The organism is Pseudomonas sp. NA-150 (assembly GCF_044336365.1).
Lineage (GTDB): Bacteria > Pseudomonadota > Gammaproteobacteria > Pseudomonadales > Pseudomonadaceae > Aquipseudomonas.
Map to the genome: position 1 here is coordinate 1,204,551 of NZ_CP172305.1, position 12,457 is coordinate 1,217,007.

Annotated in this window: 15 protein-coding genes; 7 read left to right on the plus strand and 8 right to left on the minus strand. The window is 60.1% G+C overall.

All coding sequences use genetic code 11. The features are described 5' to 3' along the window. The first annotated feature begins 96 nt into the window (after positions 1-96). Entirely contained in the window at positions 97-774 is a 678-nt protein-coding gene (locus ACF0H7_RS05790; protein WP_397451833.1) for a response regulator, read from the plus strand. After that, a complete protein-coding gene (locus tag ACF0H7_RS05795) occupies positions 771-2,117 on the plus strand; it encodes an ATP-binding protein (protein WP_397451834.1) in 1,347 nt (448 codons plus the stop codon). The genes ACF0H7_RS05790 and ACF0H7_RS05795 overlap by 4 nt, the downstream gene beginning before the upstream one ends. Positions 2,118-2,222: 105 nt before the next feature. On the opposite strand, the gene ACF0H7_RS05800 is transcribed toward ACF0H7_RS05795, so the two are convergent. Continuing rightward, positions 2,223-3,221 (minus strand): AraC family transcriptional regulator, encoded by a 999-nt coding sequence (locus tag ACF0H7_RS05800; RefSeq protein ID WP_397451835.1) that lies wholly within the window; start codon positions 3,219-3,221, stop codon positions 2,223-2,225. 342 nt (positions 3,222-3,563) lie between these two features. Between ACF0H7_RS05800 and ACF0H7_RS05805 the strand changes: the two genes are divergently transcribed. Beyond that, a complete protein-coding gene (locus ACF0H7_RS05805; RefSeq protein WP_397451836.1) occupies positions 3,564-4,913 on the plus strand; it encodes a dicarboxylate/amino acid:cation symporter in 1,350 nt (449 codons plus the stop codon). 156 nt (positions 4,914-5,069) lie between these two features. After that, positions 5,070-6,251 carry a CaiB/BaiF CoA transferase family protein gene (locus tag ACF0H7_RS05810; RefSeq protein WP_397451837.1) on the plus strand — a complete coding sequence of 394 codons (1,182 nt, stop codon included), beginning with the start codon at positions 5,070-5,072 and terminating at the stop codon, positions 6,249-6,251. Between the two features lie 117 nt (positions 6,252-6,368). Here ACF0H7_RS05810 and ACF0H7_RS05815 read toward each other — a convergent pair whose 3' ends face one another. Together ACF0H7_RS05815 and ACF0H7_RS05820 are read right to left on the minus strand one after the other, a co-directional pair. Next, positions 6,369-6,863, minus strand: a complete 495-nt coding sequence (locus tag ACF0H7_RS05815; protein ID WP_397451838.1) for a SprT family zinc-dependent metalloprotease — start codon at positions 6,861-6,863, stop codon at positions 6,369-6,371. Positions 6,864-7,012: 149 nt separating this feature from the next. After that, positions 7,013-7,615: a Yip1 family protein gene (locus tag ACF0H7_RS05820; RefSeq protein WP_397451839.1), complete on the minus strand. Its 603-nt coding sequence runs from the start codon at positions 7,613-7,615 to the stop codon at positions 7,013-7,015. Between the two features lie 307 nt (positions 7,616-7,922). Between ACF0H7_RS05820 and ttcA the strand changes: the two genes are divergently transcribed. Together ttcA and ACF0H7_RS05830 are read left to right on the plus strand one after the other, a co-directional pair. Further along, positions 7,923-8,747, plus strand: a complete 825-nt coding sequence (ttcA, locus tag ACF0H7_RS05825; protein WP_397451840.1) for a tRNA 2-thiocytidine(32) synthetase TtcA — start codon at positions 7,923-7,925, stop codon at positions 8,745-8,747. 18 nt (positions 8,748-8,765) lie between these two features. Continuing rightward, entirely contained in the window at positions 8,766-9,437 is a 672-nt protein-coding gene (locus ACF0H7_RS05830) for a DNA-3-methyladenine glycosylase I (protein ID WP_397451841.1), read from the plus strand. 87 nt (positions 9,438-9,524) lie between these two features. On the opposite strand, the gene ACF0H7_RS05835 is transcribed toward ACF0H7_RS05830, so the two are convergent. Genes ACF0H7_RS05835 through arsC form a run of 3 tightly spaced genes read right to left on the minus strand, consistent with a single transcriptional unit; the run spans position 9,525 to position 10,892 of the window. Then, on the minus strand, positions 9,525-9,944 hold the full coding sequence (locus ACF0H7_RS05835) for a DUF2069 domain-containing protein (RefSeq protein WP_397451842.1): 420 nt from the start codon (positions 9,942-9,944) through the stop codon (positions 9,525-9,527). Further along, on the minus strand, positions 9,937-10,542 hold the full coding sequence (gene wrbA / locus ACF0H7_RS05840; protein WP_397451843.1) for an NAD(P)H:quinone oxidoreductase: 606 nt from the start codon (positions 10,540-10,542) through the stop codon (positions 9,937-9,939). Before wrbA ends, ACF0H7_RS05835 begins: the two co-directional genes overlap by 8 nt. Next, entirely contained in the window at positions 10,539-10,892 is a 354-nt protein-coding gene (gene arsC / locus ACF0H7_RS05845) for an arsenate reductase (glutaredoxin) (RefSeq protein WP_397451844.1), read from the minus strand. Before arsC ends, wrbA begins: the two co-directional genes overlap by 4 nt. 127 nt (positions 10,893-11,019) lie before the next feature. Between arsC and ACF0H7_RS05850 the strand changes: the two genes are divergently transcribed. Beyond that, positions 11,020-11,487: a TlpA family protein disulfide reductase gene (locus ACF0H7_RS05850; RefSeq protein WP_397451845.1), complete on the plus strand. Its 468-nt coding sequence runs from the start codon at positions 11,020-11,022 to the stop codon at positions 11,485-11,487. A gap of 123 nt (positions 11,488-11,610) precedes the next feature. On the opposite strand, the gene ACF0H7_RS05855 is transcribed toward ACF0H7_RS05850, so the two are convergent. Together ACF0H7_RS05855 and ACF0H7_RS05860 are read right to left on the minus strand one after the other, a co-directional pair. Continuing rightward, positions 11,611-12,015, minus strand: coding sequence for an META domain-containing protein (locus ACF0H7_RS05855; protein ID WP_397451846.1), 405 nt, complete (start codon positions 12,013-12,015; stop codon positions 11,611-11,613). Next, positions 12,012-12,449 carry a hypothetical protein gene (locus ACF0H7_RS05860; protein WP_397451847.1) on the minus strand — a complete coding sequence of 146 codons (438 nt, stop codon included), beginning with the start codon at positions 12,447-12,449 and terminating at the stop codon, positions 12,012-12,014. Before ACF0H7_RS05860 ends, ACF0H7_RS05855 begins: the two co-directional genes overlap by 4 nt. Positions 12,450-12,457: the final 8 nt, after the last annotated feature.

Consider the following 12,457-nt stretch of genomic DNA (forward strand, 5'->3'; position numbering starts at 1 on the left):
GCCCAGACCGCACACTCAGTGGTCTGGGCGAGGTTCTATAGGTCACGTAGTATTAGTCTTAGTCTTGAGAGGTATGATTTTGCCCGGGAGAGCCTCATGAAACTGCTAGTGGTCGAAGATGAGGCGTTGTTGCGCCATCACTTGCAGACACGTCTTGCCGAAAATGGCCATGTGGTCGAAGCGGTACCGAATGCCGAGGAGGCGTTGTACCAGGCCTCCCAGTTCAACCACGATCTGGCGGTCATCGATCTGGGCTTGCCGGGCATGGGCGGGCTGGACCTGATTCGCCAGTTCCGTTCCCAGGGCAAGGCGTTTCCGATCCTGATTCTCACCGCGCGCGGCAACTGGCAGGACAAGGTCGAAGGCCTGGCCGCCGGTGCCGACGACTACGTGGTCAAACCGTTTCAGTTCGAAGAGCTGGAAGCCCGCCTGAACGCCTTGTTGCGCCGCTCCAGTGGCTTTACCCAATCGACCATCGTCGCCGGTCCCTTGCTGTTGGACCTCAATCGCAAGCATGCTTCCCTCGACGAACAACCGTTGGCGTTGACCGCCTACGAATACCGGATCCTCGAATACCTGATGCGTCACCATCAACAAGTGGTGGCCAAAGAGCGACTGATGGAACAACTCTATCCTGACGACGACGAGCGCGATCCGAACGTGATCGAAGTGCTGGTCGGCCGCCTGCGCCGCAAACTCGAAGGCCAGAATGGTTTCAAACCGATCGAAACCGTTCGAGGTCTGGGCTACCTGTTCACTGAGCGCTGTACGTGATTCGCTCGCTGCGCGTTCGCTTGATGCTGGCGGCTGTCATCCTGGCCGTCATCTTCATGATCGCGCTGCTGCCTGCCTTGCAAGGCGCTTATAGCCTGGCGCTGGAAGACGCCATCGAGCAACGTCTGGCGTCGGACGTCACCACATTGATCTCGGCGGCCCGGGTCGAAGACGGCCACTTGTTGATGCCGCTGTTGTTACCGGGCGAGCAGTTCAACCTGCCGGACAGCCGTTTGCTCGGCTACATCTACGACCGTGACGGGCGGCTGGTCTGGCGCTCGCGGGCCACTGAGCAGGAAAATATCAACTACTACCCGCGCTACGACGGATCGGGCAGCGAGTTTCACAAAATCAAGGAATCCGACGGTCAGGAATACTTCGTGTATGACGTCGAGATCAAGCTGCTTGGCGGCCGAAACGCCGCGTTCAGCATCGTCGCCTTGCAGCCGGTGCGCGAATACAAAGTAATCATTTCTGGCCTGCGCGAGAAGCTCTACCTGGGCTTCGGCGCGGCGTTGTTGGTGTTGCTCGCCCTGCTATGGGCGGGGCTGACCTGGGGCTTGCGCGCATTGCGCAGCTTAAGTCAGGAGTTGGACCAGGTGGAAGCCGGCTCGCGGGAAAGCTTGAGTGAAGAACACCCACGGGAATTGCTGCGCCTGACGGATTCGTTGAACCGTTTGTTGAGCAGCGAACGCGAACAGCGCATCCGTTATCGCGACTCGTTGGGCGATCTGGCGCACAGCCTGAAAACGCCGTTGGCGGTGCTGCAAGGTGTCAGCGAAACCATCGCCAAACGCCCGGAAGACTTGGACCAGGCGCGTATTCTGCAATCGCAGATTGAGCGCATGAGCCAGCAAATCGACTACCAGTTGCAGCGCGCGAGCCTGCGCAAGAGTGGGTTGGTGCGGCACCATGTGACGCTCAAACCGGTGATCGAAAGCTTGTGCAACACGCTGGATAAGGTCTATCGCGATAAGCGGGTTGATGTGTTGATCGATCTACCGGGCGACTATCAGATCGCCATGGAGCAGGGCGCGTTGCTGGAAATGCTCGGCAACTTGCTGGAAAACGCCTATCGCCTGTGCCTGAGCCGGGTGCGCGTCAGCTTGCGTCCGTCCACTACCGGCGATGAACTGTGCGTCGAGGACGACGGCCCCGGCGTCCCGGAAAACCAGCGCGCGCGGATCCTTCAGCGCGGCGAACGGCTGGATCGGCAGAATCCGGGGCAAGGTATCGGTCTGGCGGTGGTCAAGGACATCATTGAAAGCTACAACGCGCGCCTGACCCTGAGTGACTCGCCGCTGGGCGGGGCGGCGTTTCGGATTCACTTCGTCGCGAAGTAAATTCCACCTTGTAGGAGCGGGCTTGCCCGCGATGGCGGTATGCCTGACACACCGCATCAAGCGAATCGCGGGCAAGCCCGCTCCTACAGGAAAATCGCTACTTCCTCAGATCTCCTGTGCGCGATACGCCCCCGGCGTCAGTCCGGTCCATTTCTTGAACGCCCGGTGAAACGCCGAGGGCTCGGAAAATCCCAGTTGTTCGGCGATCTGTTGCAAGGACAGTTCGGCATGGCTCAAGTGATAGATCGCCATGTCCCGCCGCAGTTGATCCTTCAATTCCTGAAAGCTGGTGCCTTCTTCCCGCAAATGCCGGCGCAGGGTTTGTGGGCTGATGCTCAGTTGTTCGGCGACGTGCTCCAGATCTGGCCAGCGGCTGCAGTCGCGGCTGAGCAGGCGGCGCAATTGGCTGCTCAGGCTGTCGCCGTCGTCGGGGCGGGCCAGCAGGTCGGCGGGGGAGCGTTCGAGGAAGTGTTTTAGCGTACGTTCATCCTGCAACAGCGGCAGGCTCAAGTAACGTGCATGAAACAGCAGGCTGGTGCTGCCGGCGTCGAACACCAGCGGGCAGGGGAACAACAGGTCGTATTCGTCACCATGCTCGGGCCTGGCATAACTGAAGGTCACCTGCTCCAGGCGAATGCGCTGGCCGATCAGCCAACTGCCGAGGCGATGCCAGATCACCAGCAGGCATTCACTGAGAAAGTGATCCGGATCCGGCAGGGCCGAATCGTCGAGGGTCAGGCGCACCTCATCGCCCTCGCGGCTCAAACTCAAACGCGGGGCGTGCGGGAATAGGCTATAAAATAGTAAACCACGGGTCAGCGCGCGTTCGAGGCTGCGGCAATGGATCAGTGCGTGGCACATCATGGCGAAGGTGCCACGTTTGCTCGGGCCGTGACCGAACCCCATGTATTCATCGTCCAGCGCCTGCCACACCACTTGAATCAGGCGGGCGAATTGTTCCGGGGCGATGCGGGCACGGGGTTCGTCCAACAGTTCGGGCTGGATACCGGCCTGTTGCAGCAGCGCTGAACACTCGAAGCCCTGCCGTCGCGCTCCCTCGAGGGCGGCGCTGGCGAAATGACTGGCGATGGTGCGTTGGCGCATAGGGTTACTCATCCGTGGACGGGCCGATGTTAGTCAGCGCTCAGGCAACGAACAAGGCGGATACCCGCCAATGCAGGTGATATTTTTGCGCTAATGGGCGGAAATCCGCCACATTTATGCCTGGTAAAGACGCCGGCTTTGGCGTCGCTTCACGGTTTCCGTGGTGTGTAGCGGTGTTGAAGAAGATGGCACAGGGTTTGCGATAGAGCGCGCAGAGGTTTGCGAAAGTTAAGCCCTCGCAACTCGACAAAACAAATCCCTCCAGTGCAGGAGGGTTAAGCGCTTTAAGTGTCGTGTGCACCTGGTAATGGGTGTGCAACGGTGCTTTTGAGGAACTTTGCAATGACGACTCGTCAGCCACTCTACAAATCCCTGTATCTGCAGGTCATCGTCGCCATCGTTATCGGCGTTCTGGTCGGCCACTTCTACCCGCAAGCCGGCGTGGCGCTAAAGCCACTGGGTGACGGGTTCATTAAACTGATCAAAATGATCATCGCTCCGATTATTTTCTGTACGGTCGTCAGCGGTATCGCCGGCATGCAGAGCATGAAATCGGTCGGCAAGACCGGCGGCTATGCGCTGCTGTACTTCGAAATCGTCTCCACCATCGCCCTGCTCGTGGGGTTGTTCGTGGTCAACGTGATCCAGCCAGGCGCTGGGATGCACATTGATCCGGCCACCCTGGATGCCTCCAAGGTCGCCTCTTATGTGGCTGCCGGTGCTGACCAGAGCGTGATTGGCTTCATCCTCAACATCATCCCGAACACCATCTTCGGCGCGTTCGCTACCGGCGATATCCTGCAGGTGCTGATGTTCTCGGTGATCTTCGGTTTCGCCCTGCACCGTCTGGGTGCCTACGGCAAACCGCTGCTGGACTTCATCGATCGCTTCGCCCACGTGATGTTCAACATCATCAACATGATCATGAAGCTGGCGCCACTGGGTGCTCTGGGTGCCATGGCGTACACCATCGGTGCCTACGGTGTCGGTTCGCTGGTGCAGCTGGGTCAACTGATGCTGTGCTTCTACCTCACCTGCCTGGTGTTTGTGCTGGTGGTGCTGGGCGCCATCGCTCGCGCTCACGGCTTCAGCGTGATCAAGGTCATCCGTTACATCCGTGAAGAGCTGCTGATCGTGCTGGGCACCTCGTCTTCGGAATCCGTTCTGCCGCGCATGCTGGTCAAGATGGAGCGTCTGGGCGCGAAGAAGTCGGTGGTGGGTCTGGTGATTCCGACCGGTTACTCGTTCAACCTCGACGGTACCGCGATCTACCTGACCATGGCTGCGGTGTTCATCGCTCAAGCGACCGACACCCACATGGACATCACGCACCAGATCACCCTGCTGGTGGTGCTGTTGCTGTCCTCCAAAGGCGCTGCTGGCGTCACCGGTAGCGGCTTCATCGTGCTGGCGGCCACCCTGTCGGCCGTTGGCCATCTGCCGGTTGCCGGTCTGGCGCTGATCCTGGGTATCGACCGCTTCATGTCCGAAGCGCGCGCACTGACCAACCTGGTCGGTAACGCCGTGGCGACGCTGGTCGTGGCCAAGTGGGTCAAGGAGCTGGACGTCGAGCAGATGCACGAAGAGCTGGCGTCGGGTGGTCGTACGATCACTCACACTGGTCCGGAAGACGATTTGGGCGTGAACGAAGCCCCGATCCCTACCACCCAAACCCCGCATAAAATTGTTTAACGCGGGGCGGTGATGAAAAACCCATCTTCGGATGGGTTTTTTTATGCGTGCGATCTGAGCGGATTGGTCAGCGGCCATGAAGGCTGCGGCCATTGAATCGCGACACCGGGCTGCCTACTCTGCAGGACACTGGTCAGGTTGTTGAAGGGAGCACTCATGTCGGGCCCACTGTCATCGCTGAAGATCCTCGATTTTTCCACCCTGCTGCCGGGGCCGTTCGCTTCGTTGTTGCTGGCGGATATGGGCGCGCAGGTACTGCGCATCGAGTCGCCCACGCGCCTGGACCTGGTGCGCCTGTTGCCACCCCATGACCAGGGGATTTCGGCTGGCCACGCTTACCTCAATCGCAACAAACGCAGCCTGGCGCTGGACCTGAAACAGCCTCAGGCGCTGGAAGTGATCCGGCAGTTGGTGGCGGAATACGACATCGTCCTCGAACAGTTTCGTCCTGGGGTGATGGAACGTCTGGGCCTGGGCTACGAGGCACTCAAAGCGATCAATCCGCGCTTGATTTACGTGTCGATCACCGGTTACGGGCAGACCGGTCCGTATCGCGATCGTGCCGGGCATGACATCAATTACCTGGCGCTCTCCGGGATCGCCAGCCACACCGGACGCCGCGACAGTGGCCCGCTGCCGCTGGGTATTCAGGCGGCGGACGTGGCGGGCGGCTCGTTGCATGGGGTGGTCGGGTTGCTGGCGGCGGTGGTTGCGCGGCAACACACGGGGCGGGGGCAATACGTGGACGTCAGCATGACCGACTGCGTGTTCAGCCTCAACGCCATGGCCGGGGCGGGTTATCTGGCCAGTGGTGTCGAGCCGGGTTGGGAAACCCAGATGCTCAACGGCGGCAGTTTTTATGACTATTACCGCAGCCGTGACGGACGCTGGTTTGCTGTCGGCAGTCTGGAGCCGGCGTTCATGCAGCCATTGTGCAATGTGCTGGGGCGGCCGGAGCTGGCGGCTCAGGGATTGTCAGCGGAGCCGCAGGTGCAGGCAGCGTTGAAGCTCGAATTGAGCATCGAATTTGAAAAGCGCTCGTTCGAGGAATTGAGTCAGTTGTTTGCCGGGATTGATGCGTGTGTCGAGCCGGTGCTGAGCGTGGCGGAGGCGGTGGAGCATCCGCAGTTGCAAGCGCGGCAAGTCGTCACCCACGTGCCGCGCGGGGACGGCAGTTCCCAGGCGCAAATTGCCTGCCCGCTGAAGTTTTCCGCGGGCTTGCCTGAGCCAAGGCACATTGGCGCTGGCCTCGGTGCGCACAGTGAAGAGGTATTGCTGGGGTTGGGGTATAGCGCTGAGCGGATTGCGGAGTTGCGGGCCGCTGGGGTTGTAGCCTGATCAAGCTGTAGGAGCGGGCTTGTCGGATCGCCGCACCGCCGCGATGGCGTTTCACCTGACACGCCGCGTCAAACAAATCGTGGGCAAGTCCGCTCCTGCATTTAAAAATTGATATCGCTATTCCACCCGCATCTCGCCACTGAATTCCAGCGTCGACCGGCAACGCCGGCACAAATAGCGCCGGCCCTGGCGCACCATCGAATGGCGCTGCGCCGAGAACGCGAAATCGCTGTCCGGGCACGGGCAGCGGTAGATGTAGCGGGTCACGCTACGGCGTTTGATCGCGTAGGTGTGGCAGCGATTGGGCGGCAGTTCGTAGACCCCGCGCATGATCAACTGCCATTCCTCGCCGTGGGGCTGGATACGGTCGCCGAACAATTGATGGGCGATCAGGTGGGCGACTTCGTGGGGAACGGTCTGCCTAAGAAAGTCTTCGATGTTTTCCCGGTACAGCTGGGGGTTGAAGCGCAGCAGATTCTCGTGCAGATGGGCGACGCCCGCTTTCTGGCCACGCAATTGAAAGCTGACCACGGGACGTTTGAAAGTGCGTTTGAAAAACGCTTCGGCTTGCTCAAAGCAGGCCTCGACACGGGTATTGAGTTGTTCGGGCATTCTTCAAGGCTCTCCTGAAGCGACAAGTATGCCGCAAAGCCCTGACCTTTAAAAAACTGAAGCTGCTCAATGGTCATAGAAAATGGGTCATCAACAACGAGCGAGCCGCCCTGAAGGCGGCTCGTTATTGCAAAGAATGCTGCGATCAGTCAGTTAGTGTATTCAGGACCGACCCCGACGCCCCACAGCACCACGGTGAACGCCATGATCGCCACCAACACCACCAGGCCCACCGCCAGCACCGAGCTGGAGAACATGAAGCCTTCGTCGGACGGAATGTTCATGAACGTCGGCAAGCCGACATACAACAGATAAACCGTGTAACTGATGGCTGCCACGCCGACCACCATACCCAGCCACATGTGCGGGTACAGCGCTGCCAGGCCGCCGACGAACAGCGGCGTCGCGGTATAAGTGGCAAAGGCCACGCAACGCGCCAGACTTGGACTGGCGTCGTAGGTACGCGCCATCCAGTGAATGAACGCGCCCATGACACCGACACCGCCCAGCATGGCGATGTACGACATCACGGTCATCCAGATCGCGCTTTCGTGGGTCAGCATCACCGGTGCTCGACTGCCGATGACCCAGCCGACCTGGGTAGTGCCGATATACGCTGCAACCGCAGGAATGGCTGCGAGAATCAGGGTGTGGGTGAGGTACATGTGGCTGATAGACTCTTCCTTATCGCCACGAATCTGTTGCCACTCTCTATCAGGATGGGTGAAAAGACCCAAAACGTGATTCATCATACCGGTCACTCCTCTTATTTTTACCGTCGCCCCCCAGTGGAGCGCCTGTCGGGCCAAGTGCCACGGCAGGTGTAAGGCCACAGCCTCGGTATAGGGAATGGATGCGACCTTATGTCGCAGTATAGGGACCGGCGCATCGGCGCTTTAGAGTAATTCGCGCTCTACAGGGCGCTGTTAATCGCGACTCGCTATTTAGTCGCATGACTGGCTTCAACCTATGTTTTCGCGGCAAATCGGCATGCGTCAACGATCCTTGTCGCGTAAAATGCGGGCCTTTTCCGAGTCACCGTCAGCGGATATCAGCGCCATGGGCACCCTTTCAGTCAATCAGAACAAACTGCAGAAGCGTCTGCGCCGGCTCGCGGGCGCAGCCGTGGCCGATTTCAACATGATTGAGGACGGCGACAAGGTCATGGTCTGCCTGTCTGGCGGCAAGGACAGCTACACCCTGCTCGATGTGCTGATGCACCTGCAAAAGGTGGCGCCGGTCAAATTCGAGATCGTCGCAGTCAACATGGACCAGAAGCAGCCGGGTTTCCCTGAGCATGTACTGCCGGCCTACCTCGAAGCGCTGGGTGTCGAGTACCACATTGTCGAAAAAGACACCTATTCAGTGGTCAAGGAACTGATCCCGGAAGGCAAGACCACCTGTTCGCTGTGCTCGCGCCTGCGTCGCGGCACGCTGTACACCTTCGCCGACGAAATCGGCGCGACCAAGATGGCCCTCGGTCACCACCGCGATGACATCGTCGAAACCTTCTTCCTCAATATGTTCTTCAACGGCTCGATCAAAGCCATGCCGCCCAAGCTGCGCGCCGACGACGGGCGCAACGTGGTGATCCGTCCGCTGGCCTATTGCAGCGAGAAAGACATCCAGGCCTATTCCGATCTCAAGGCCTTCCCGATCATTCCGTGCAACCTCTGCGGCTCCCAGGAAAACCTGCAGCGTCAGGTGGTCAAGGACATGCTGCTGGAGTGGGAGCGCAAGTCTCCCGGCCGGACCGAAAGCATCTTCCGTGGTCTGCAGAACGTGCACCCGTCGCAACTGGCGGACCGCAACCTGTTCGACTTCACCAACCTGCGTATCGACGAAACCGCCGCCTCGCGCTTCGTCAATGTCGTGAACATCTGATCGGAACCTTCTGTCCGCATGCGCGATTACCAATGGCTTCACGAATACAACCTGAATCGCTTCGGTTCGGCCGCCGCACTGGAAGCCCACCTGCCGGACGCCAGGTCGCCGGCGCAGTTGCGCAAGATCAGCAATGACCGCTACCTCTCGGCACTGGCCCAGCGGGTGTTTCGTGCGGGTCTGAAGCACAGCCTGGTGGACGCCAAGTGGCCGACCTTCGAGGAAGTGTTCTTCCGCTTCGATCCGGAAAAAGTAGTGTTGATGGGCGCTGAGCACCTGGAGCGCCTGATGCAGGATGCGCGAATCATTCGCCACTTGGGCAAGCTGAAAAGTGTGCCGCGCAACGCGCAGATGGTGCTGGATATCAGCAAGGAACACGGCAGCTTCGGCAACTTCCTCGCCGAGTGGCCGGTGACCGATATCGTGGGCCTGTGGAAATACCTGGCCAAGCACGGGCATCAGTTGGGCGGGATGTCAGCGCCGAGTTTTCTGCGCATGGTGGGTAAAGACACGTTTATCCCGACCTACGACATGGTCGCGGGACTTAACGCGCAGCAGATCATCGACAAGGCACCCACCAGTCTCAAGGACCTGGCGGCGGTACAAGCGGCGTTCAACCAATGGCACGTCGAAAGCGGCCGGCCGATGTGTCAGTTGTCGATGATGTTGGCGTATACCGTTAACCACTGACACCGCTGATACCTGTAGGAGCGGGCTTGCCCGCGATAGCGGTATATCTGACCCACCGCCAAGGCGGGCAAGCCCGCTCCTACAAAATCAGGCTGATGCACCTTCTCCCGCCAGCTTGCGATTGAGCTGAAAGCGCCAGCGCACGTACAGCAACGAACTGGTAAACACCGCCACGCTGGCGAGCATTTCCAGAGCACCGAACACGCTACGACTCGGGTCGTAGATCGCCAGCGCACCCTTGATGAAGTACAGGTTGACCACAAAGCAGGTCCACGAATGCCCGCGCGCGCTGCCGCTGAGCATGCCGGGGGTGAGCAGTAGCAAGGGCGCCAGTTCGATGCTGAGAATTACCCAGGGCCGCGCGCCGTGCAGGTCGGCGAACACCAGGTAATAAACCGCCAACAACAGTGCCAACCCGAGAAAACAGATCAGGCTCGCCACCCGAGTCAGCTGCACCCGAGGCTCCAGCCATAGCGCTGAAGGCAGGACTTTCGGCTGTTTAGCCACGAGGCGTCTCCAGCAGGATGGCAGTCTTCGCCAGGCGTTGACCCAGGGCTCGGCACAGGGTGATCTCGTGCGGATCGAGTGCGCGCTTGCCATCTGCACCGGCGTGGTGACTGGCGCCATAAGGCGTGCCGCCGCCGCTGGTTTCCAGCAAGGCTGCTTCGCTGTAGGGCAGGCCGGTGACCAGCATGCCGTGGTGCAGCAACGGCAACAGCATCGACATCAAGGTGGTTTCCTGGCCGCCGTGCAGGCTGGCGGTGGAGGTGAATACACTGGCCGGTTTGCCCACCAGCGCGCCGGTCAGCCACAGGTTGCTGGTGCCGTCGAGGAAGTACTTCAACGGTGCCGCCATGTTGCCGAAGCGCGTCGGGCTGCCGAGGGCCAGACCTGCGCAGTTCTTCAAGTCATCGAGCGTGGCATATAAAGAACCTTGCTCAGGAATGCTCGGCGCTACGGCTTCGGTCTCGGCAGAAATCGCCGGCACGGTGCGCAGTCGCGCTTCCATGCCGCCCATCTCGACCCCGCGCGCAATCTGCCGCGCCATTTCGCTGGTGGCGCCGCCCCGGCTGTAGAACAACACCAGGATGTACGACCCACTCACGGCAGAATCTCCAGCACCTTCTCGATCGGGCGGCCGATAGCGGCTTTGTCACCGGCGACCAGCACCGGGCGTTCGATCAGTTTGGGGTGGGCCGCCATGGCCGCGATCAGTTGCTCGTCGCTGAGGCCCGGGTCGGCGAGGTTCAGGGTTTTGTATTCGTCTTCGCCTGTTCGCAGCAATTCACGCGCGCCGGTCCCCAATTTCTTTACCAGATCGCGTAATGTCGCGACGTCCGGCGGGGTTTCCAGATAACGCACGATGGTGGGCGTCAGGCCACGGGCTTCGAGCAGTTCGAGCGCCCCGCGGGATTTCGAGCAGCGCGGATTGTGATAAAGCGTCAGGTCGGTCATTTGCGGGTCGCATCTGGCGTAAGGTGGCAGCTATTCTACATAGGCGGCGTCCGCTCCAGAACCTTGCCGGCAACTTGAGCGGTAATGGGTCGCAGTGAGGGTGAATATTTCGAGTGAGGAAGGTCACATGACAAGGCGAATCGCAGCAGTAGTGGCGCTTCTCGGTAGTTTGCTGCTCAGTGGGTGCGGTGCGGACCTGGGGCCCGATCAGAATGGGCACAAGGTTGCCAGCGAACAGATCGACAAGCATTGGTTGGTGATCAATTACTGGGCGGAGTGGTGTGGGCCATGCCGCACGGAAATCCCGGAACTGAACGCGTTGTCCACCCAGCTCAAGGACAAACAGGTGACGGTGTTCGGGGTTAACTTCGATGGCTTGCAGGGCGAAGACTTGAAGTCAGCTATCAAGGCATTGGGGATCGGCTTCACGGTGTTGGCGCAAGACCCGGCCGACCACTATGACCTGCCCCATAGCGAAGCACTGCCGGTGACCTACATCATCGACGACAAAGGCAAAGTGCGTGAACAGTTGCTGGGTGAGCAGACGGCGGCGGGGGTCAGCAAGAAGCTGGCGGAATTGCGCGGCGAGGGTTAAACGGTTGCGCCCGCAGGAGCGGGCTTGCCCGCGATTGCCATTTACCTGGCACACCGCATTAAGCGGATCGCTGCGGTGCGGCGATCCGACAAGCCAGCTCCTACAGTATCGGCATCGGCTAAATCAGCTGTCTTCCAACCAGAACCGCAGCGGCTTGCCTTCTTCCGGCCACAACCGCAGTTGCTCGATCGGCGAGATGTCCCAGCGTTGCACCTTGGTCAGGGAGTCGAGGAAGCGTTGTTCCTGTTCCATCAGTGCCGGTGCGCACATGCGACGGGTGCTGCCGACGATGCCGAAGATCATTTTCTGACCGTCCAGCGTATACGGCGCGAACCAATGGTTGCAGCCGGCGTTGCCGTAGGCGCGGCCGTCATGGCCCAGGGTCATGGTCAGGTGGCTGCGATCAACCAGCGGACGTTCGCCAATCCATTCCAGCAAGTAGCTGTGGTCGGTTTTCACCGGCGACGGTTCAGCAGCGCAGCCCAGCAGGGTGCTTCCAAGCAATCCAAGCAGGACAGCGCGCATCATGCGGCGATCTCCTGGCATTTGCGGCAAAAGTGCTTGTCGCCTTCGGTTTTCCAGCCCAGCTCGGCAATTCGCGCGGCGGCTGCCGGCTTTTGCGCTTTGGTGCCGAGTTTGGCATCGACCGCGAACTCGAATTTCAGCTGAGTTTCGCAAGCGTTGCAGTTGACCTGCCATTCGTGGATCGCCAACTCACCGAACGCCGGACCATGCGCCACTGCGACCCATTGGCCACGCGGGTTGATCAGGTGCCGGACTTTGTCGACGCTCAGGCGCATGGACAAGTCCTTGCTGCCTTTGAGGGTCACCAGCAGTATGTCATTGGCCTGGATCGAGCCGCCGTTGCCGGTGACTTGATATCGACCCGGGGCCAGCGCGCGGACCTCGGTCAGGGTGTGTTGCGGGTTCAACAGGCTGTAGCGGAAATCGTGTTCGACCATGGGTCCTC

Coding starts and splice junctions, on each gene's coding strand:
- ACF0H7_RS05790 (WP_397451833.1), top strand. CDS start 97: ATGAAACTGCTAGTGGTCGAAGATGAGGCGTTGTTGCGCCATCACTTG.
- ACF0H7_RS05800 (WP_397451835.1), bottom strand. CDS start 3,221: ATGCGCCAACGCACCATCGCCAGTCATTTCGCCAGCGCCGCCCTCGAG.
- ACF0H7_RS05805 (WP_397451836.1), top strand. CDS start 3,564: ATGACGACTCGTCAGCCACTCTACAAATCCCTGTATCTGCAGGTCATC.
- ACF0H7_RS05810 (WP_397451837.1), top strand. CDS start 5,070: ATGTCGGGCCCACTGTCATCGCTGAAGATCCTCGATTTTTCCACCCTG.
- ACF0H7_RS05815 (WP_397451838.1), bottom strand. CDS start 6,863: ATGCCCGAACAACTCAATACCCGTGTCGAGGCCTGCTTTGAGCAAGCC.
- ACF0H7_RS05820 (WP_397451839.1), bottom strand. CDS start 7,615: ATGATGAATCACGTTTTGGGTCTTTTCACCCATCCTGATAGAGAGTGG.
- ttcA (WP_397451840.1), top strand. CDS start 7,923: ATGGGCACCCTTTCAGTCAATCAGAACAAACTGCAGAAGCGTCTGCGC.
- ACF0H7_RS05830 (WP_397451841.1), top strand. CDS start 8,766: ATGCGCGATTACCAATGGCTTCACGAATACAACCTGAATCGCTTCGGT.
- arsC (WP_397451844.1), bottom strand. CDS start 10,892: ATGACCGACCTGACGCTTTATCACAATCCGCGCTGCTCGAAATCCCGC.
- ACF0H7_RS05850 (WP_397451845.1), top strand. CDS start 11,020: ATGACAAGGCGAATCGCAGCAGTAGTGGCGCTTCTCGGTAGTTTGCTG.
- ACF0H7_RS05855 (WP_397451846.1), bottom strand. CDS start 12,015: ATGATGCGCGCTGTCCTGCTTGGATTGCTTGGAAGCACCCTGCTGGGC.
- ACF0H7_RS05860 (WP_397451847.1), bottom strand. CDS start 12,449: ATGGTCGAACACGATTTCCGCTACAGCCTGTTGAACCCGCAACACACC.